At 69.0% G+C, this 18,867-nt stretch carries 20 protein-coding genes; 5 read left to right on the top strand and 15 right to left on the bottom strand.

Features of this window, described 5'->3' with window-relative positions; genetic code table 11:
- Nucleotides 1-54: 54 nt before the first annotated feature.
- From BLT59_RS19130 to BLT59_RS19120, 3 genes are all read right to left on the bottom strand, one after another.
- Entirely contained in the window at nucleotides 55-729 is a 675-nt protein-coding gene (locus tag BLT59_RS19130) for a ribonuclease T2 family protein (protein ID WP_091783826.1), read from the bottom strand.
- Nucleotides 730-731: 2 nt separating this feature from the next.
- Complete coding sequence (locus BLT59_RS19125) at nucleotides 732-1,193, bottom strand: hypothetical protein (protein ID WP_091783824.1); 462 nt, start codon at nucleotides 1,191-1,193, stop codon at nucleotides 732-734.
- 335 nt (nucleotides 1,194-1,528) lie between these two features.
- Entirely contained in the window at nucleotides 1,529-2,518 is a 990-nt protein-coding gene (locus tag BLT59_RS19120) for an extensin-like domain-containing protein (protein WP_091783821.1), read from the bottom strand.
- A 111-nt stretch (nucleotides 2,519-2,629) separates the two neighbouring features.
- On the opposite strand from BLT59_RS19120, the gene BLT59_RS19115 reads away from it, so the two are divergent.
- Nucleotides 2,630-3,862, top strand: coding sequence for an amidase (locus BLT59_RS19115; RefSeq protein WP_091783818.1), 1,233 nt, complete (start codon nucleotides 2,630-2,632; stop codon nucleotides 3,860-3,862).
- A gap of 97 nt (nucleotides 3,863-3,959) precedes the next feature.
- Here BLT59_RS19115 and BLT59_RS19110 read toward each other — a convergent pair whose 3' ends face one another.
- Nucleotides 3,960-5,105 carry an AI-2E family transporter gene (locus BLT59_RS19110; protein WP_175544062.1) on the bottom strand — a complete coding sequence of 382 codons (1,146 nt, stop codon included), beginning with the start codon at nucleotides 5,103-5,105 and terminating at the stop codon, nucleotides 3,960-3,962.
- A gap of 154 nt (nucleotides 5,106-5,259) precedes the next feature.
- On the opposite strand from BLT59_RS19110, the gene BLT59_RS31365 reads away from it, so the two are divergent.
- On the top strand, nucleotides 5,260-5,406 hold the full coding sequence (locus BLT59_RS31365; protein WP_175544061.1) for a hypothetical protein: 147 nt from the start codon (nucleotides 5,260-5,262) through the stop codon (nucleotides 5,404-5,406).
- A gap of 18 nt (nucleotides 5,407-5,424) precedes the next feature.
- On the opposite strand, the gene BLT59_RS19105 is transcribed toward BLT59_RS31365, so the two are convergent.
- Complete coding sequence (locus tag BLT59_RS19105; RefSeq protein ID WP_091783811.1) at nucleotides 5,425-5,892, bottom strand: molybdenum cofactor biosynthesis protein MoaE; 468 nt, start codon at nucleotides 5,890-5,892, stop codon at nucleotides 5,425-5,427.
- 167 nt (nucleotides 5,893-6,059) lie between these two features.
- Here BLT59_RS19105 and BLT59_RS19100 point away from each other — a divergent pair, with 167 nt between their 5' ends.
- The gene (locus BLT59_RS19100) at nucleotides 6,060-7,079 is read left to right on the top strand and encodes a gamma carbonic anhydrase family protein (protein WP_091784130.1); all 1,020 of its coding nucleotides are present in this window, start codon (nucleotides 6,060-6,062) and stop codon (nucleotides 7,077-7,079) included.
- A gap of 10 nt (nucleotides 7,080-7,089) precedes the next feature.
- Here the strand turns inward: BLT59_RS19100 and BLT59_RS19095 are convergent, their stop codons facing one another.
- The 10 genes from BLT59_RS19095 to BLT59_RS19050 form a co-directional block, all read right to left on the bottom strand.
- Nucleotides 7,090-7,818 carry an amino acid ABC transporter ATP-binding protein gene (locus tag BLT59_RS19095; RefSeq protein WP_091784127.1) on the bottom strand — a complete coding sequence of 243 codons (729 nt, stop codon included), beginning with the start codon at nucleotides 7,816-7,818 and terminating at the stop codon, nucleotides 7,090-7,092.
- Nucleotides 7,819-7,970: 152 nt separating this feature from the next.
- Nucleotides 7,971-8,663, bottom strand: coding sequence for an amino acid ABC transporter permease (locus BLT59_RS19090; RefSeq protein ID WP_091783808.1), 693 nt, complete (start codon nucleotides 8,661-8,663; stop codon nucleotides 7,971-7,973).
- A gap of 54 nt (nucleotides 8,664-8,717) precedes the next feature.
- Nucleotides 8,718-9,440, bottom strand: a complete 723-nt coding sequence (locus BLT59_RS19085; RefSeq protein ID WP_059409257.1) for an amino acid ABC transporter permease — start codon at nucleotides 9,438-9,440, stop codon at nucleotides 8,718-8,720.
- 89 nt (nucleotides 9,441-9,529) lie between these two features.
- Nucleotides 9,530-10,453 carry an amino acid ABC transporter substrate-binding protein gene (locus BLT59_RS19080; protein ID WP_091783805.1) on the bottom strand — a complete coding sequence of 308 codons (924 nt, stop codon included), beginning with the start codon at nucleotides 10,451-10,453 and terminating at the stop codon, nucleotides 9,530-9,532.
- A 391-nt stretch (nucleotides 10,454-10,844) separates the two neighbouring features.
- Nucleotides 10,845-11,966, bottom strand: a complete 1,122-nt coding sequence (locus BLT59_RS19075) for a branched-chain amino acid ABC transporter substrate-binding protein (RefSeq protein ID WP_091783802.1) — start codon at nucleotides 11,964-11,966, stop codon at nucleotides 10,845-10,847.
- Between the two features lie 49 nt (nucleotides 11,967-12,015).
- Nucleotides 12,016-12,384, bottom strand: a complete 369-nt coding sequence (locus BLT59_RS19070; protein ID WP_091784124.1) for a DUF6867 family protein — start codon at nucleotides 12,382-12,384, stop codon at nucleotides 12,016-12,018.
- Between the two features lie 19 nt (nucleotides 12,385-12,403).
- On the bottom strand, nucleotides 12,404-13,201 hold the full coding sequence (locus BLT59_RS19065) for an ABC transporter ATP-binding protein (RefSeq protein ID WP_091783799.1): 798 nt from the start codon (nucleotides 13,199-13,201) through the stop codon (nucleotides 12,404-12,406).
- A complete protein-coding gene (locus BLT59_RS19060) occupies nucleotides 13,198-14,088 on the bottom strand; it encodes an ABC transporter ATP-binding protein (RefSeq protein ID WP_091783796.1) in 891 nt (296 codons plus the stop codon). The genes BLT59_RS19065 and BLT59_RS19060 overlap by 4 nt, the downstream gene beginning before the upstream one ends.
- Nucleotides 14,088-15,482 carry a high-affinity branched-chain amino acid ABC transporter permease LivM gene (gene livM, locus BLT59_RS19055; protein ID WP_091783794.1) on the bottom strand — a complete coding sequence of 465 codons (1,395 nt, stop codon included), beginning with the start codon at nucleotides 15,480-15,482 and terminating at the stop codon, nucleotides 14,088-14,090. The genes BLT59_RS19060 and livM overlap by 1 nt, the downstream gene beginning before the upstream one ends.
- Nucleotides 15,482-16,399 (bottom strand): branched-chain amino acid ABC transporter permease, encoded by a 918-nt coding sequence (locus tag BLT59_RS19050; protein ID WP_012319217.1) that lies wholly within the window; start codon nucleotides 16,397-16,399, stop codon nucleotides 15,482-15,484. The genes livM and BLT59_RS19050 overlap by 1 nt, the downstream gene beginning before the upstream one ends.
- 243 nt (nucleotides 16,400-16,642) lie before the next feature.
- Here BLT59_RS19050 and BLT59_RS19045 point away from each other — a divergent pair, with 243 nt between their 5' ends.
- Together BLT59_RS19045 and BLT59_RS19040 are read left to right on the top strand one after the other, a co-directional pair.
- Nucleotides 16,643-17,923 (top strand): dicarboxylate/amino acid:cation symporter, encoded by a 1,281-nt coding sequence (locus BLT59_RS19045; RefSeq protein ID WP_091783786.1) that lies wholly within the window; start codon nucleotides 16,643-16,645, stop codon nucleotides 17,921-17,923.
- A 28-nt stretch (nucleotides 17,924-17,951) separates the two neighbouring features.
- Nucleotides 17,952-18,860 (top strand): amino acid ABC transporter substrate-binding protein, encoded by a 909-nt coding sequence (locus tag BLT59_RS19040; RefSeq protein ID WP_091783782.1) that lies wholly within the window; start codon nucleotides 17,952-17,954, stop codon nucleotides 18,858-18,860.
- Nucleotides 18,861-18,867 lie beyond the last annotated feature (7 nt).

Raw genomic sequence — 18,867 nt, 5'->3', positions numbered from 1 at the left:
AAGCCGATCCCGCGCTCCGGGTCCAGCACCTGACGCGGAAAAGACCGAAAAAACTCAGCGGGCCGCGTCGAGACTCACCTCGGGCGCCCGGCAATTGCCCCGCGCGACTTCGGGGCAGGGAGTGAAGCCGCGCAGATCCTTGCCGAAGCAGATACGGACCTCCTGCAGCTGCCCGCGGGTGCAGGTGACTGCCATCATGTCGGGGCGCAGGCCGCGATTGGCCGCCACGAACTGCCGCGCGATCTCGATCGGCGCCAGGCTCTGCGGCGGCGAGCCGCCCTTGAGCCCGTCGGGGATCGTCACCGCGAGGCGCGCCGCGCGGGCGGCCGCGAAGTAAGCGGCGGGATCGAGGCCCGAGCAGGTGCCGTGCTTGCGCCACTCGTAGCGGGCGAGCCCCTCGCTCGGATAGACCTGCCCGGCAACCTCCATGGCCTGCCGCGTCGGCGCGCGGTTCACCGCCGAACAGTTCTGTGGGTAGCCGCTCGCATATTGCGGCCACAGGCCGTGGACGACGAAGCCGAGGCCGCGACCGGGAGCGCACTGAACGTCGTCCCGCCGGGCGCCAGACCCCGCGCAGTAGGTCGGCGACCACGACAGGGCGAGGACGTAGAAGTCGAAGTCGCCGGGTGCGCCGTGGCGGGCGAAGCCGCCGTAATCCTGGGCGGTGACCGGCGCGGCGGCCAATCCGGCGAGGAGGAGGCCCGCGAGGCCGGCGGCGCACCCGCGCATGGTCAGGGACGCGCCATCCGGCAGGCGGTGGCGTAGGCGTAGGCGAGGTCCCGGTCGAGCCCGTGGACGCAGAACTCGACACCCCAGGTTGCCCCGATGATGCCGAGGCTCTCACGCACCGAGTAATCGACCTTGCGGCGGACCCCGTCGGACGTGGTCACGGTCGCGGAGCAGAACCGGCGCGGATAGGTATCGAGGCCCCAGGGCCGCCAGGCGGTCCGCTCGATTCTGTCGAAGGACAGGATCGTCATCGACGAGTTCCAGAACTTCGCCTCCTTCTCGGCGAAGTTGGTCGAGACCCGCTCCAGCACCGACGGGTCCTGACAGCCGGGGATCTGCGCGTCGAACGGGAAGATCCGCTCCTCGGCGGGCTCGATGTCTTCCCGGGCCGAGCGGGCGAGCGCCGGCTGTACCAGGGCGAGAAGGGCCAGCCCGAGGGCGAGGCCGTGAAAGAGCGGGCGCATGGCGCGTGCCTCGACGGATGTGCGATCCTGCATCCGCGAACGATGGCCTCGCCGCGCCGCCAGTCAAGCTCCGGGAGCCCAGCCCCGGCGCTTTGGCGGCCTGTGCGGCGCGCCCGCTACAGTTGCTTCTCGAGGCGAGACGCCGGATCGGTGCTTAGCAGGGTGTCGCTTCGTCCTTCCGGTGCGCCGATGGCGAACACGGAATCCAGCATCTCCGACGGGGCCAGTCCGAGCACGCGGCGCGGTGCTGGAGTCCGGGCCCTGCTCCGCAGTCCCGGATCGACGGCACTGTCGGACCGGCGCCCGGTGCGACGCCGGCGAGGCGCGCCCGCCGCTCAGTAGATCGGCCCCGCGCCCGGCGGCGCGCCGAGCTGCAGCGGCTCGTCGTCTTGCGCGGGCTCCTCGGGGGCGGCGACCCGCGGCGCCGGCCGCACCGGCGGCGCTGCGGTGTAGGCCGAGGCCGCGGCCGGGCGGTCGGGCGTGCGGGAAGGCGCCCGGGCGACGTGCGTCGCGCTGCCGGCCTTCGACATCGGCGACACACCGTAGGGATCGTCCTCTTCCACATCCGCCGGCGCCTGCGGGGCGGCGGGCTGGCGCGGCGGCGGGACCGGACGGCTCAGCGGCCGCTCGACGCCGGTGCCGAGCTGCGGCGTGAACTTGATCATCGGCTGGCAGATCCGCCGCAGACCGCGCGGGTCATGCCGGGCGAGATCCACGTGGATGTGGTCGTAGTGGAACACGTTCGAGCCCGGCGCCAGCACCGTCGTGAAGCGCTGGCAGGCACCGAGGAAGATCTCGCGCAGGAAACCCTGTTCGGCCTCGGTGCCGCGCCAGCCGCCCTTCACGGTGATCACGTGGCCATCAGCGAGCTTGATCGACATCACATCGATCGCGTTGCCGAAACCGTGCTCGGAGAGCTTGGCGCCGGGCTGGTTGTTGCGACCGCGGCAGGAATAGGAGCCGGCGTTGATCTCGGCCACCGGGACGCCGAAATAGAGGTTGGCGGCCGGCTGGATCGTGTCGGCCAGCCACGCGTCGGCCTCGGCGAGCGCCGGGCAGCCCAGCGTCATCCGCTGCTTCAGTACGACCGAGCCGCCGCCAAGCCGCGTCACCCGGAAGGGCTGCTGCATGCCGCAGGGTCCCGGACCGTCCATCGCCGCGATGGGCGTGATGTATTCCGAAGGCTCGACCAGCTTCTTGGCCAGGCAGACCTGCTCCGCCTGATCGCGCCACGGTTCGCGTCGCTCGAAATGGTTGATCGAGCACGCGGTCAGGCCCGCACCGAACAGCGCCAGGGCCGAGAACAGGGATACGCCACGCCACATGACCCGGACGATGCGCACGGTCGCGTAAAGCGTTCGTCAACGGCGTTTCGGGAATGCCGCGGGCTGTGGCGTCTCGGTTGACAGCGCCGCTGTGCGCGGACTGAATGCATTATGCTTTCGCTCCTCGACCTCCGCGCCCGCATCTCCGCCGGCACCCTGACGCCCGCGGGCGCGATCGATCTGTGCCGCGCCGCGATCGCCGCGCGGGAGCCGGACCTGCACGCGCTGGTCACGCTCGATGCGGCGCCGGCGATCCCGGAGACGGGGCCGCTCGCCGGCATCGCGGTGGGCGTCAAGGACATCATCGACAGCGCCGGCCTGCCGAGCCAGATGGGATCGTCGATCTATGCGGGCTGGACGCCCCGGGGCGATGCCGCCGTGGTGAGCCGGCTGAAGCAGCTCGGCGCCGTCGCCCTCGCCAAGACCACCACCACGGCCTTCGCGAGCAGCGATCCGACCGAGACGGTCAACCCGCACGATCCCGGCCACACGCCGGGAGGCTCCTCGGCGGGCTCGGCCGCCGCCGTCGGCGCCGGGATGCTGCCGCTGGCGCTCGGCACGCAGACGGCGGGGTCGGTGATCCGGCCGGCGAGCTATTGCGGCTGCGCGGCGGTGAAGCCGTCGTTCCGGCTGATCCCCACGGTCGGTGTGAAGACCTATTCCTGGGCCCTCGATACGGTCGGGCTGTTCGCCGCCGGGGTGGCGGATGTCGCCCATGCCCTCGCGCTCGTCACAGGGCGTCCGGAGATCCAGACGGCAGCGGCGGGCTCGGCGCCGCGCATCGCATTGGTGCAGCAGGACTTCGCCGAGGCGCCCGAGCCGGAGGCCGAGGCGGCGCTGGCGCAAGCCCGGCAGGCGGCCGAGCGGGCCGGCGCGCGCGTGAGCGACCTCGCCCTGCCGCCGGAGCTGGCGCAGGCCTGGGAGCGGCAGCGCATCATCCAGAATTACGAGGGGCGGTTGGCGCTCGCCTGGGAATACGACACGCAAGCCGACGCGCTCCCGCCCCGCGTCCGGGAGCATCTGGAGGCCGGCGCGGCGATCAGCCCGGCCCAGTACGACGACGCCCGCCGCCACGGCCACCACGCCCGGCGAGTGCTGAAGGGCCTCTTCGCCGATTACGACGCGATCCTGACCTTCTCGGCGCCGGGTCCGGCGCCCGCGACCCTGGCCTCCACCGGGGATCCGCGCTTCAACCAGCTCTGGACGCTGATGGGCGTGCCCTGCGTGAACGTGCCGGTGCCCGGACACCGCCTGCCGGTGGGCGTCCAGGTGATCGGCCGCTTCGGCGACGACGGCCGGGCCCTGGCGGTGGCCCGGATGATCGAGGCCGCCCTGCGCGGCTGACCGGCCGGCCGCGCCCTTCGACGACGGGGCCCGTCCACACCGTCTCTTCGGGGCCGCGGCGTGGCGCCCGGACGGACGGCGCGGGAGCCCGGGACGCTCAGCTGCTCGGCTGCTCGTGGAGCGTATCCTCCACGTAGAGCTGCTCCAGCAGGACCTTGATCACCGCCATCAGCGGCAGGGCGAGGGCGATGCCCCATAGCCCGAAGATCACGCCGAGGATTAGCTGGCCGGCGAAAATCGTCGCCGGCGGGATGTCCAGCGCCCGCTTCTGGATGAACGGCGTCAGGCCGTAGCTCTCCAGGCACTGCACGGCGAGATACACGCCGATCGCGCCGATCACCGCCTTCGTGCCCGAGGCCAGGGCCGCCAGGATGATCACGAGGCCCGCCACCAGCGGCCCGACCGTGGGCACGAAGGCGAGGAGGCCCGCCTGAAGTCCCAGGATCAGCGCGCCGCCGATTCCCAGGAAGGCGAGGCCCGCCCAGGTGCACAGGAAGATCACCGCCATGATGATCAGCTGTCCGAACAGCCAGTGCCGCAGGGTCTCGCCGGCCCCGTCGAGGACCTGGGTCGCGCGCCAGCGCTTCGCCGGCGGCACGAAGCGGACTGCCCCGTCCCGGTAGGCCTTCGGATCGGCCGCGAAGGCGAGGCCCAGAAAGGCGATGACCAGGACATTGCCGAGGGCGTCGAACAGGCCCAGGATCACGGCGGCGGCGGGCCCGAGGACGCTGCCGGCATCCGAGACGATCGAGCCGCTGCCCTTCAGCAGGCCGTTGGCGAGGCCGCCAAGGCCGCCCTCTCTCTGGCCCGCATCCGTGGAGCCGTCCTTGCCGCCGCCCTGTGGGGCGAGGCTAGGGACATCAATCCCCCGCTCGGAGAGCCAACCCGAGACCGTGCCGGCCTGGTCCTTGATCGTCGTGCCGAGGTCCCGGCCCTGCTGCACGATGGTGGCGCCGCCGTAGCTGCCGAAGCCGATCACCGCGACCGCGACCGCAAGGCTGGCGATGGACAGCCGCAGCCCCCGGGGCAGGGGGAGGATGCGGCCGAGCCCGCGGGTCAGGCCGTCGAGGAAGACGCCGAGGAGCACCCCGGCGAAGATCAGCAGGAGCGTACCGGCCGACATCCAGGCCAGCGCCAGCGCCGCCACGAAGCACACCACGGCGATCCCGGAGGCCGCGAGCGGCGCCGTCTGGCGCCAGGACACGGCCGGGCCCTCCAATTCCTGAACCCTGCTGTCTGACATCATCGCTCCTGCACCGCGGGCTCACGAACGCCGCGGGCCCTCACGGGTCAAGTCCGCCAGCGCCGCTTCGGTGCGCGACCTGGGGACCGGATTGCTGTCCGCGTGTTGTCCGCTCACGGCGCAGATGCGGGCGCCGCCCGATCCAGGAGGCCCCATGAGCAGCTACGACAACACGCAGGTTCGATCCCTCGGCCCGGGCCGGACCGTCGATACGGGGGATCAGCTCAGCAGCGTGGTCCTTCTCGGGATCTCGATCGTGGGAGCCGCCGCCGCGGTGCTGCTCAACGCGCTGATCGTGTAGCGCGCGCCGATCAGAGGCTCAGCTCCAGCGCCCGGCCGCGGCATCGTCCTGGGTCGTCGCCGCGACCCAGCCGCCGGTCGTGCCATCGGCGAGGTGCTCGCGTTTCCAGAATGGGGCGCGGGTCTTGAGATAATCCATCAGGAAATCCGCGGCCTCGAAGGCGGCGACCCGGTGGCTCGCGGCGGTGACCACGAGCACGATGCCGTCGCCCGGCCGCACCAGACCGTGCCGGTGGATTACCCGCAGGGCCTGGAGCGGCCAGCGGGCGATCGCCTCTTCGGCGACCCTCTCGATCTCGGCCTCGGCCATGCCGGGATAATGCTCCAGCTCCAGGGCCGCCAGCCGCCCGCCCTCGTCGCGACAGAGGCCGGTGAAGGTGACGACGGCGCCCGCCCGGCCGCCCAGCTTGGCACTCAGGTCGGCGATCTCGGCCGCGGTGTCGAAGGGCTCGGCCTGGATGCCGATGCTCGGAACGGGGGCGCTCATGACCCGATCCATAGGAGCCCGCGGCTTTGCCGGCCAGTCCCGTCCCTGTCACACCCGGCCCCGCCTCTATATGAGACGGTCCGTCGCGCCCTGCCGGCCCGGCGCGCGGCCCGCGATCATCCGGATCACCCCGCGTGCTCCGGACGGCGCTGGAGAAGGATATCCGCGTGACCCCCGACCTGATCCTGCCCTACGACGGCGTGCAGCCGGATTTCGCGAGTCGCCCCGTCTGGTGCGGGCGCGGCAGCACGGTGATCGGCGCGGCCCGGATCGGCGCGCAGGCCTGGATCGGCGACGAGGCGGTGATCCGCGCGGACGGTCAGACGGTGACCCTCGGCGACCGCTTCTGGCTCGGCCACCGCTCGACGGTGCATATCGCCACCCGGACGCACGGCACCCGGGTCGGCGACCGCGTCACGGTCGGGCGCAACAGCGTCGTGCATGCCTGCACGCTCGGCTCCGACGTGGTCGTCGAAGACGACGTTGTGATCCTTGATGGGGCAGAGGTCGGCGACGGCGCGGTGATCGAGGCCGGCTCGACCGTCTTCCCCCGGGCGAATCTCCCCGGCGGCTATGCCTATGCCGGTAGCCCGGCTCGTCCGAGTCGTGCCATCGGATCCGACGAGATCGCCGAGCGCGCCGAGCGGGTGCGCGAGCGCATGGGCGACGGGCCAACCTTCCCGCCGGGAGAGGTGCCGGAGGTCGAGGCCAGCGTCTTTGTGGCGCGCACGGCCCGCCTGCGCGGACGGGTGAGCCTCGGTGCCGGCGCCAGCGTGCTGTTCTGCTGCGATCTCAACGCCGAGGTCGGCCCGATCGTGATCGGGGCCGATACCAATATTCAGGACAACACAATCATCCGCACTCGGGCGGACGGCGTGGTGATCGGGCGGGATACCACCGTCGCCCACAACGTCCGGATCGCCGATTGCCGGATCGGGGCGCGGGCGCTGATCGGCATCGGCGCCAGCATCGCGTCCGGAACCCTGATCGCCGACGACGTCATGCTGGCGGCGGGCGCGACCACCGATCCCGGCCAGATCCTGGAGGCCGGCTATCTCTGGGGCGGCCGCCCGGCCCGGATCCTGGCCCCCCTCGATGCGGAGAAGCGCGCTATGATGATCCGCATCGTCGAGGGCTATTGCCAGCACGGCCGGGAATACCGGGCCGCGCAGGAGGCGCTGGCTTAACGGCCCGCGGTCAGTGCTGGAGGATCTTCGACAGGAAGGTCTGCGCCCGCTCGGAGCGGGGACTGCCGAAGAACTCCTCCTTCTTGGCGTCCTCGACGATCTCACCGCGATCCATGAAGATCACCCGGTCGGCGACCTTGCGGGCGAAGCCCATCTCGTGGGTCACGACCATCATCGTCATGCCCTCCTTGGCAAGTTCCACCATCACGTCGAGCACCTCGCCGACCATCTCGGGGTCCAGCGCCGAGGTCGGCTCGTCGAACAGCATCACCACCGGGTTCATGGCGAGCGCCCGGGCGATCGCCACGCGCTGCTGCTGACCGCCGGAGAGCTGGCCCGGGAACTTGTTCGCATGGGCGCCGAGGCCGACGCGGGCGAGCAGGTCGAGACCGCGCTTCTTCGCGTCCTCGCCGCTGCGGCCCAGCACCTTGCGCTGGGCGATGGTGAGGTTCTCGGTGATCGACAGGTGCGGGAACAGCTCGAAATGCTGGAACACCATGCCGACCCGCGAGCGGAGCTTGGGCAGGTTGGTCGCCTTGTCGGCCACCTTGGTGCCGGCCACGGTGATCTGGCCCTTCTGGAAAGGCTCCAGGGCGTTGACGCATTTGATCAGGGTCGACTTGCCGGAGCCCGAAGGACCGCAGACGACCACGACCTCGCCCTTGGCGACCTTCGTGGTGCAATTCGTCAGCACTTGGAAATCGCCATACCATTTGCTGATGTTGTCGATGGCGATCATCGTCTCGCCGGGTGCCACGACGGGCGCGCCGGAGATCAGGCTGCCGGGCTGCAGGCCGGCATCCTTCGGCGCGTGGCTGGCATCGACAACGGGTTCGGCGGCGGTCGGGGCCGGCATCGGGGACGAGGTCATGACACAGTCTCCAGTGTCGGTCAGCGGATGATGGCCACGCGGCGCTGCAGACGGCGCACCAGGTACGAGGCCGAGAAGCAGATCGCGAAATAGACCACGGCTGCGAAGATATACATCTCGACGAGGCGGCCGTCGCGCTGGGCGACCTTCGAGGCGGCGCCCATGAAGTCTGTCAGCGACAGCACGTAGACGAGGGACGTATCCTGGAACAGGATGATCGTCTGGGTCAGCAGCAGCGGCAGCATGTTGCGGAAGGCCTGGGGCAGGATCACGTTGCCCATGGTCTGCCAGTAATTCATCCCGAGCGCCTGGGCGGCGGCCGTCTGTCCCTTCGGGATGGACTGGATCCCGGCCCGCATAATCTCCGAGAAGTAGGCCGCCTCGAAGGCCATGAAGGTGATCAGGGCCGACGGGAAGGCGCCGACCTGGATCGGCGTCGAGGCTCCGGTCAGATAGGCGCCGATATACGGCACCAGGAAGTAGAACCAGAAGATCACCAGGACCAGCGGCAGCGAGCGGCACAGCTCGACATAGCCCTTGGCGAGGTGCCACAGGCCGGGGATGCCCGACAGGCGCGCCATCGCCAGCAGCGTGCCGATGATCACGCCGCCCACGGCCGCCATGGCGGTGAGCGTCACGGTGAAGACCATGCCCTGCCCGAACAGGTAGGGCAGGGACGAGACGATGACGGAGAAGTCGAAATTCGAGAGCATCGGGGCCTGTTCGCGGTGGCCGTCGGACGGCGGAGGATCGGGGGCGGGCTGTCCTCAGCGCTGGCCGGGGATGGCGACCGCCTTCTCCAGGAAGGTCGCCGCCGTGACGACCACGAGGTTGATGATCACGTAGAGGATCGTCGCAGCCGTGAACGCCTCGAATACCTGGAACGAGAATTCCTGCATCGAGCGGGCTCGCGCGGTCAGCTCCAGCAGGCCGATGGTCAGCGCCACAGACGTGTTCTTCAGGTTGTTGAGGAATTCCGAGGTCATCGGCGGCAGGATGATCCGGTAGGCGTTGGGCAGCAGCACGTAGCGGTAGGTCTGGTAGGTCGTGAAGCCCATGGCGGTGCCGGCCATGCGCTGGCCCCGCGGCAGCGACTGGATGCCGGCACGGACCTGCTCGGCGACGCGCGAAGCGGTGAAGAAGCCGAGGCAGACCACCGCCGTGTAGAACGGCGCATCGGGTAGTTGCTTGATCGCGTCACCGATCCGGGTCGGGACCACTTCGGGCAGCACGAAGTACCAGAGGAACATCTGCACCAGCAGCGGCACGTTGCGGAACAGCTCGACATAGGCCGTGCCGATCGCGTTCGCGGGCTTCGACGGCAGGGTGCGCAGCACGCCGACCAGCGAGCCCAGGAAGAACGCGATCACCCAGGAGCAGAGCGCGGTCGTGATCGTCCACATGAGCCCCGAGAGCAGCATGTCGAGATACGTGCCGTTCCCCTCCGGCGAGGCGTCGAAGAAGATCCGCCAGTTCCAGTTGTAGTTCATCGCGCCGCTTCTACTGTGAACTTACAGAGACGCACCGCAGGCCGGAGCCCGCGGTGCGCATCATGGCATGAAACCGTACCGAACGGATCTCAGTACGCCGCCGGATCGGGGCTCGAGATCGGGGTCGTGAACTGCTTCTTCATCTCCGCGCTCATCGGCAGGTTGAGGTTGATGTTGCGCGGCGGGATCGGCTTGGTGAACCACTTGTCGTAGAGGGCCTTGCCCTCAGGGCTCGTGTAGAGCTTGGCGGTGGCGTCGTCCGCGACCTTCTTGAACTCCGTGTCGTCCTTGCGGAGCATGATGCCGTAGGGCTCGGGCTTCGACAGGGCTTCGGTGGAGATCTCGTAGGCGGACGGATCCTTCGAGGAGGCGGCGAGCGAGGCGAGCAGCACGTCGTCCATCACGAAGGCTGCGGCGCGGCCGGTCTCGACCATCAGGAACGCCTCGGCGTGGTCCTTGGCCGGCAGGATCGTCAGGCCGAGCTTACGCTCCGTGTTCGCCTCGTTGATCTGCTTGATGTTCGTGGTGCCCGAGGTCGACACGACGGTCTTGCCCTTCAGGTCCTCGATCGTGTGCAGGTTGGCCGACTTCTTCGAGACGTAGCGGGTCGCGGTCAGGAAGTGCGAGTTCGTAAACCACACCTGCTTCTCGCGCTCGGCGTTGTTGGTCGTCGAGCCGCATTCGAGGTCGATCGTGCCGTTCGCCATCAGCGGGATGCGGGTGGCGGAGGTGACCGGGTTGAGCTTCACCTCAAGGTTCGGGAGGTTGAGCTTGGCCTTCACGGCGTCGGCGATCTTGTAGCAGATGTCCATCGCGTAGCCGACCGGCTTCTGATCGCCGCCGAGATACGAGAACGGCACGGAGGCGTCGCGGTAGCCGATGACGATGGCGTTGGCGTCCTTCACCTTCTTGAGGGTGCCGGTCAGTTCCTGCGCCCGCAGGCTCATCGGAGCGAGGGCGAGAGACAGGCCCAGCGCCGCGGCTAGGCCACGGCGAGCGAAATCAGACTGCATCGGTACGGAACTCCTGGATCGGGCCGAACGGTGTCGGCTGGCGGCGGGGTACGCGGGCCCGCCCGCTCGGGCGACGCCTGTGCAATGATGGTGCCGGGAGACGGGTCGAAGGGCCGCGCGAGCCTGCGGCTGAGTACGGACAAGTTGCAGCCAAGCTCCTGCGCACGTCCGCAGACGCGGTCCCTGCCGTCCTCATGGCCTCCTCCCAAGCGCTGAGCCGGCCTCACGCTCGCGCCGGCGGCATCATGCACACTTCTTAGGCGTACGCACGCGGTGTGGAGGACGGATCCGCCCGGAAGGCTGACGAATCCACGGTATAGAAAACGACGACGCCGCCCCCCGCGGTATCGGGAGGCGGCGTCGGACTGAAAACCCGGTCTGTGGCTGCGGCTTACTTCGTCAGCTCATTGCCGCTGTAGTCGATCTTGCCGTCGGCGCCCTTCTTCCACTCGTACATGACATAGTCGGGCCGGGTGATGTCGCCCTTCTTGTCGTAGGCGATGGGTCCGACCACCGTATCGACCGGCTTGCCCTGATGCAGCCAGTCGGCCAGCTTCTTGCCATCGCTGGAGCCGGTCTCGGCCATCGCCTTCGCCAGGACCTGAACGGCGGCGTAGGAGTAGAGCGTGTAGCCCTCCGGATCGATGTTCTTGGCCTTGAAGGCGGCCAGCGCCGCCTTGGCGTTCGGGTTCTTGCGGGCATCCGGCGGGAAGGTGGTCAGCGTGCCCTCGGCCGCGGGACCGGCGATCGCCACGAGTTCGCGGTCGACCATGCCGTCGCCGCCCATCATCGGCGCCTTCAGGCCCTGGTCGCGCATCTGGCGCAGGATGAGGCCGGCCTCGGTATAGTAGCCGCCGAAATAGACGACATCGACATTGGCTGACTTGAGCTTGGAGACGAGCGCCGAGTAGTCCTTCTCGCCCGGGTTGATGCCCTCGTACATCGCCTCCTTGCCACCCTTGGCCTTCAGCGCCTTCAGGGTCTCGTCGGCCAGCCCCTTGCCGTAGGGCGTCTTGTCGTGGACGAAGGCGATCTTCTTGCCCTTGAAGTGCTCGGCCAGGTAGGTGCCGGCCACCGCGCCCTGCTGGTCGTCGCGGCCGCAGGTGCGGAACGTGTTCCACATGCCGCGCTCGGTGAACTTCACGTTCGTGGAGGCGGGGGTGACCTGGATGATGCCGGCGTCGAGATAGACGTCGGAGGCCGGGATCGACACGCCGGAATTGTAGTCGCCGACGACCATCTTCACGCCGTCGCTGGCGAACTTGTTGGCCACCGAGACGCCCTGCTTCGGGTCGGAGGCGTCGTCGCCGACCGTGACGGTGAGCGTCGTGCCCTTCAGCGTGCCGGCCTTGTTGAGGTCCTCGACCGCCTGGCTCGCGCCGTTCTTGAGCTGCGCGCCGATGGCGGCGCTGTTGCCGGTGATCGGCGCGGCGACGCCGAGCTTGACCTCGGCGGCCTGTGCGGCCGCCACCATCGCGCCGAGGGCGAGCCCGGCCAGCAGAATCGATCTCATCGCGTACTTCCCCTAAATGTCAGGACCGCACGTGCGGATCCGGCCGCACTCATCGGACCTCGCCCGCTTCGGGCGCCCGATCGCGCCATGTCAGCGGTGAGGTCTTCTCGTAGAGCCAGCGGTACTGGCTCGTCATCTGGCGCGTCCGCGTGTAGCGGAAGCCCGCCGCGCCGATGATCATGACGACGACCGCGTCGACCGCATAGTAGTGCAGCGACAGCAGCGTGCCCGAAAACAGGGCGTAGTGGATGAAGCGCACGGCGGCGGCCACCAGAAGCAGCGCCAGGGCGCAGTGCCAGAACGGCCGCCAGCCCCGGGCGATGCCGCGGGCCGCCATCCAGCCGGCCCAGCCGCCCATCACGACGGTGACGAGCAGGAACAGCCAGGCCGACGGCTCCTCGTACAGGATCCCCTGCAGCACGCTCATGGTTGCACGCTCATGCCCCGACCGGGCCGGCATGGCCCCCTTCCAGATAGGCGGCCTTGACGTTCGGATCGTCGAGCAGCGCCCGCCCGGTGCCGCTCATGGTCACCCGGCCGTTGACCAGCACGTAGCCGCGATGGGCGAGCTTCAGGGCGTGGTAGGCGTTCTGCTCCACAAGGAAGATCGTCATGCCGTCGGTCCGGTTCAGCTCGCGGATCGCGTCGAAGATGCCCTTCACCACCAGCGGCGCGAGGCCGAGTGACGGCTCGTCGAGGAGCAGCAGGCGCGGGCGGCTCATCAAGGCTCGGGCGATGGCCAGCATCTGCTGCTCGCCCCCTGACATGGTGCCGGCGCGCTGGTTCAGGCGCTCCTTCACCCGCGGGAACAGGGCGCAGACCTTCTCCAGATCCTCGGCGAAGAAGCGCCCGTCGTGGAGCGCGGCGCCCATCTGAAGATTCTCGTAAACGGTCATGCGCGGGAAGACCCGGCGGCCTTCCGGCGACTGGGCGATGCCGAGCCGGGCGATGGCGTGGGTCGGCAGCCGGGTGATGTCGCGCCCGTCATAGGTGATCGTCCCCGAGCGCGCCTGGGGGCTGCCGAAGATCGTCATCATCAGGGTCGACTTGCCGGCGCCGTTGGCACCGATCAGCGTGACGATCTCGCCCTCGGCCACGTCGAGGTCGACCCCGCGCAGGGCGGCGACGCTGCCGTAATAGGTCGAGACGTCGCGCACCGCGAGGAGCGGGGGCTTCTTCCCCGCCTGGATCGCCCGCGTCTCCTCGACCAGGACGTTGATGCCGGCGACGCTCATGCCCGCACTCCGGTTGGCGCGCCGTCGGCGTGGGGCACGGTGATCCCGACCTCCGCCTCCACGGCCTCGACCTCCTCGTCCTCGACGCCGAGATAGGCGGCGATCACCTTCGGGTCGGCCCGCACCTCGGCGGGGGATCCGTCGGCGATCTTCACGCCGTAATCGAGCACAACGACGTGGTCGGAAATCTCCATCACCACCGACATGTCGTGCTCGATCAGCAGCACCGAGGTGTCGTGCGCGTCGCGAATGTGGCGCAGGAGGCCGTTGAGCTCCGCCGATTCCCGCGGATTGAGACCGGCCGCCGGCTCGTCGAGGCAGAGCAGCACAGGGTCGGTGCACATCGCCCGGGCGATCTCCAGGCGCCGCTGAGCGCCGTAGGGCAGCGCGCCCGCCGGGTCATCTGCGCGCGCCGTGAGGTCGATGCGCTCGAGCCAGGCCTTGGCCCGCTCGATTGCCGCGCCCTGCGCGTCCCGGTAGGTCTTGAGACCGAGCAACCCGAGGATCGTGTAGCCCGAGGCCCGCATCAGCGGCGCGTGCTGGGCGACCAGCAGGTTCTCCAGCACGGTCATGCCCTGGAACAGGCGGATGTTCTGGAAGGTGCGCGCCACCCGCGCGGTGCGGTTAACCTTGTGATTGGGAAGCCGCTCCAGCAGGTGGGCCGTGCCGTCGGCATGGGCCAGCGTCAGCATCCCCTCGGTCGGCTTGTAGAAGCCGGTGATGCAGTTGAACACCGTGGTCTTGCCGGCCCCGTTCGGGCCGATCAGCGCGGTGATGTCGCCGCGGCGCGCCTCGAAGGACAGGTCGGAGACGGCGGTGAGACCGCCGAACCGCATGGTCAGGTGCTCGACCGTGAGCACCGGCGGGGGGAGCGGTGACGTCGCCATCAGCCGTGCCCCTCGCTGACGTGGGCGCCCGAGACCGCGCGCCGCTGGCCCAGCGACACCGACGGCATGCGCTCCGAGATCAGGCCGCGCGGGCGCCAGACCATCATGGCGACCATGGCCAGCCCGAACAGGAGCAGGCGGTACTCGCTCGGGTCGAAGCCCTCGCCGAACACGGCCTTCAGGAAGCCGAGGTTGCGCAGCATCTCCGGCCCGCCGACCATCGCCACCGCGGCGATCGCGACGCCGACCTGGCTGCCCATGCCGCCCAGCACCACGATCGCCAGGATGATGGCGCTCTCCAGGAAGTTGAAGCTCTCGGGGCTGATGAAGCCCTGGCGCACGGCGAAGAAAGAGCCTGCGACGCCCCCGAAGGCCGCACCCAGGGCAAAGGCCGTCAGCTTCGTGGCGGTCGTGTCGATGCCGAGCGACCGGCAGGCGATCTCGTCCTCGCGCAGGGCCTCCCAGGCCCGCCCGATCGGCAGGCGGCGCAGGCGCAGGGTGACGAAGTTGGTGATCAGGGCGAGGCCCAGGATCAGGTAATACAGGAAGACGAGCCGGTGCATCGAGTCGAAGGGGATGCCGAAGGTCGCCGCAAACCCGTCGTCGCCGGCCGTGAACGGGATCCCGAAGAAGGTCGCCCGCGGGATCGACGAGATGCCGGCGCCCCCGCCGGTCACGTCGGTCCAGTTGATCAGGACGAGACGGATGATCTCGCCGAAGGCGAGGGTGACGATGGCGAGGTAGTCGCCGCGCAGGCGCAGGACCGGGAAGCCGAGGATCATCCCCCACAGGCCGGCGAACAGGCCCGCCAGCGGCAGGCAGACCCAGAACGACAGGCCGAAGGTGGTCGAGAGCAGGGCGTAGGAATAGGCTCCGACCGCGTAGAAGGCGACGTAGCCGAGGTCGAGCAGGCCGGCGAGGCCGACGACGATGTTCAGCCCCCAGCCGAGCATCACGTAGGTGAGGATCAGGATGCCCAGGTCGATCCAGTAGCGGGCCGAGGACAGGCCCCCGGTGGCCAGGGCGGAGATCATCGGCAGGGTCAGCGCGACGAAGATGAACAGCCAGAGACCGACCTTCGAGGTTTTCTGGCCCGCGTCGGGCTCGCCGTGGACGGCCTCGGTCGCCTGGGCCGGGGAGGGGGTCAGCGCCCGCCGCGCGTCGCGGCGCAGCAGCACGAGGCGCTGGACGAGGCGCACCACGAAGATTGCCGCGCAGAGTGCCGCCACCAGCCCCCAGCGCGGCACGAGCACCAGCTCGGTTCCGGGTCCCGGATCCGTGCGGTAGGCGATGATCGGGACGCAGAGGCCGAAGGTGACGAGGGCGTAGAGGGCGGCGTCGCGCAGGATGCCGGCCATCGCGGAGCCCGGGAGAGCAGTCTGCGAGCCGGCCATCAGACTTTCTCGACCTCGGGCCGGCCCAGGATGCCCGACGGCATGAAGATCAGCACGATCGCCAGGATCGAGAAGGCGGCGACGTCCTTGTACTCGATGGAGAAGTAGGCGGACCAGAAGGTCTCGATCAGCCCGATGATCAGGCCGCCGAGCACCGCCCCTGGCAGGGAGCCGATGCCCCCGAGCACCGCCGCCGTGAACGCCTTCACGCCGGGCACGAACCCGTCCGAGAAGGACACGACGCCGTAATACATCAGGTAGAGGACGCCCGCGACGGCCGCGAGCGCGGCGCCGAGCACGAAGGTCAGCGAGATCGTGCGGTCGACGTCGATGCCGAGCAAAGCCGCCATCTTGCGGTCCTGCTCGCAGGCGCGCTGCGCCCGGCCGAAAGGCGTGCGCTGCACGAGATACCAGAAGCCGGTGAGCAGCACGGCGGTCACCGCCATGATCAGCACCTGCTTCCAGGCCAGGAACACCGCGTAGCCGTCCCGTTCGAACAGGGTGATGCCGCCCGACAGCATCGGCGGGGTCGGCTTGTTGCGCGCGCCCTGCACCACCTGCACGAAGTTCGACAGGAAGATCGACACGCCGATCGCCGAGATCAGCGGCGCGAGGCGGAACGAGCCGCGCAGCGGCCGGTAGGCCACCCTTTCGATCGCCCAGCCCCACAGGGCGGTCAGCGCCATGGCGACCACCAGCACCACCAGGAAGGCCAGCGCGATGGAGCTGACCCCGAGCCAGACAGTCAAAAGCAGGAAGGTGATCAGCGCGATGAAGCAGGAGACCATGAAGACGTCGCCGTGGGCGAAGTTCACCATGCCGATGATGCCGAACACCATCGTGTAGCCGATGGCGATCAGGCCGTAGATCGAGCCGAGCGTCAGCCCGTTGATCAACTGCTGTACGAAAACGTCCATGGACTCCCGCGCGCGCTCGTTTCTTGTGCCGCCCGCGTCTGGCGCGAGCGGATCGTCGCCGCAAGTCTCGTACCGCAAGCGTAGCCAACCGGCCACCGGTTTCATCGCCGGCCAAGCGTCGCGTGAAAACAGTCGACTGCGCCAGTAACCGGGCCTGGATGGGCTTGCGTCTGGCGTAGTTCGTGCTTCACGTTAACGAACTTTAATGCTCGATCATCCCGGCCTCAGGCGAGGAGCAGTCCGATGACAGGTTCGCGACTCACGACGATGATCTTCGTCGGGATGCTCCTCGGGATCGCGGTGGGCTACGCCTGCAGCATCACATGGCCGGATCCGCAGACCGCCAAGGAAATCGCCGGCTACATCGCGCTGATTTCCGACGTTTTCCTGCGGCTGATCAAGATGATCATCGCGCCGCTGGTGTTCTCGACGCTCGTCGTCGGCATCGCGCATCTCGGCGACACCGCTGCGGTCGGCCGCGTCGGCGGCAAGGCGCTGCTCTGGTTCGTCGGCGCCTCGTTCTGCTCGCTGATGCTGGGGCTGATCCTGGTCAACCTGATGCAGCCGGGCGTGAACCTGAACCTGCCGCTGCCCGATGTCGGCGCCGGCACCGGCTTGAAGACCGCCTCGCTCTCGCTCAAGGAATTCGTGACCCACTTGGTGCCCAAGAGCGCCGTGGAGGCCATGGCCAACAACGAGATCCTGCAGATCGTGGTCTTCTCGATCTTCTTCGGCGTGGCGCTCGCGGCCCTGGGCGAGAAGGGCCACTTCCTCGCTAAGGGGATCGAGGGCGTGGCCGACGTCATGCTGAAGGTGACGGGCTACGTGATGCTGTTCGCCCCCGTGGCGGTCTTCGCCGCCATCGCGGCGACCATCACAACGCAGGGCATCGGCGTGCTCATCACCTACGGCAAGTTCCTGATCGAGTTCTACATCGGCCTCGCGGTGCTCTGGGCGCTGCTGATGGGTGTCGGCTTCCTGTTGCTCGGCGGCGGCGGCATCATGCGGCTGATCAACCTGATCAAGGAGCCCTTCGTGCTCGCCTTCTCGACCGCGTCGAGCGAGGCGGCCTACCCGAAGATGCTCACGAACCTCGAACAGTTCGGCGTGCCCAACCGCATCACCTCCTTCGTGCTGCCGATGGGCTACTCGTTCAACCTCGACGGCTCGATGATGTACTGCACCTTCGCGGTGATGTTCATCGCCCAGGCCTACAACATCCCGCTGACCTGGGGTCAGCAGCTCACCATGCTGTTCCTGCTGATGGTGACCTCGAAGGGCATGGCGGGCGTGCCCCGCGCTTCGCTGGTGGTGATCTCGGCGACGCTGACGCAGTTCAACATCCCGGAGGCGGGGCTGCTGCTGATCATCGGCATCGACCAGTTTCTCGACATGGGACGCTCGGCCACCAACGTGCTGGGCAACAGCGTCGCCACCGTGGCGGTCGCCAAGTGGGAGGGGCAGCTCACCGCCACCGACCAGCGGCTCGACCATGTCGGCACCGTAGCCTCGCCGGCGGAGTAGGGGCGGGGCGAGAACGGGAGAACCGGTGATGGCGATGCGGCTCGTGGCGGCGATGGTCCTGGCGCTGGCTGGCGCGTCGCCGGCTTTCGCCATTGAGGTGCTCACCGGCACGCTCAAGAGCGTCGCCGCGCGCGGCGAGATCGTGCTCGGCTACCGGGAGAGCTCGGTGCCGTTCTCCTTCGTGGAGGGCAAGCTGCCGGACGGCAGCCCCCGGCCCATCGGCTACGCCATCGACCTCTGCGGCGAGATCGCCGACGACATCCAGGCGGCGATCGGCCGGCCGGTGAAGGTCCGCTACGCGCCGGTCACCGCCGAGACGCGCATCGAGGCGGTGACCTCCGGCAAGATCGACCTCGAATGCGGCTCGACCACGGCCAACGCCGAGCGCCGCAAGCAGGTCGCCTTCTCGCCGGTGGACTACATCAGCGCGACGCAGCTGCTGGTAAAGCGCGGAGCCGGCATTGCCTCCTACCGGGATCTCGGCGGCAAGACCGTTGTGGTCACCGCGGGCACCACCAACGAGAAGGCCGTGCGCGACCAGCTCGCCCGGCTGAAGATCGACGCGCAGGTGGTGACGGCCCCCGACCACGCCGCCTCCTACGCGATGGTGAAGGCCGGCAAGGCCGACGCCTTCGCCACCGACGACGTGCTGCTCTACGGGCTGATCGCCACCGACGCGAAGGACGGGGCGAACTACACGGTGCTGCCCGACAAGCTCTCCTACGAGCCCTACGGCATCATGTTCCGCAAGGACGATCCCGAACTCGCCGGCATCGTGCAGCAGACCTTCACGCGGCTCGCCGAGTCGCGGGCGCTGCGCTGGACCTACGAGCGCTGGTTCCTCAAGCGCCTGCCCAACGGCGAGCGCCTCGACATCCCGATGTCGAACGACCTGCGGGTGAGCTTCCAGCTGATGGGCCTCGACGGCGGCGAGTGACGGGGGC

The sequence above is a fragment of the Methylobacterium sp. UNC378MF genome (assembly GCF_900103195.1).
Classification (GTDB): Bacteria; Pseudomonadota; Alphaproteobacteria; order Rhizobiales; family Beijerinckiaceae; genus Methylobacterium.
Note: the sequence above shows the minus strand (reverse complement) of the source record. Positions and strands in the feature narration are given on the sequence as shown.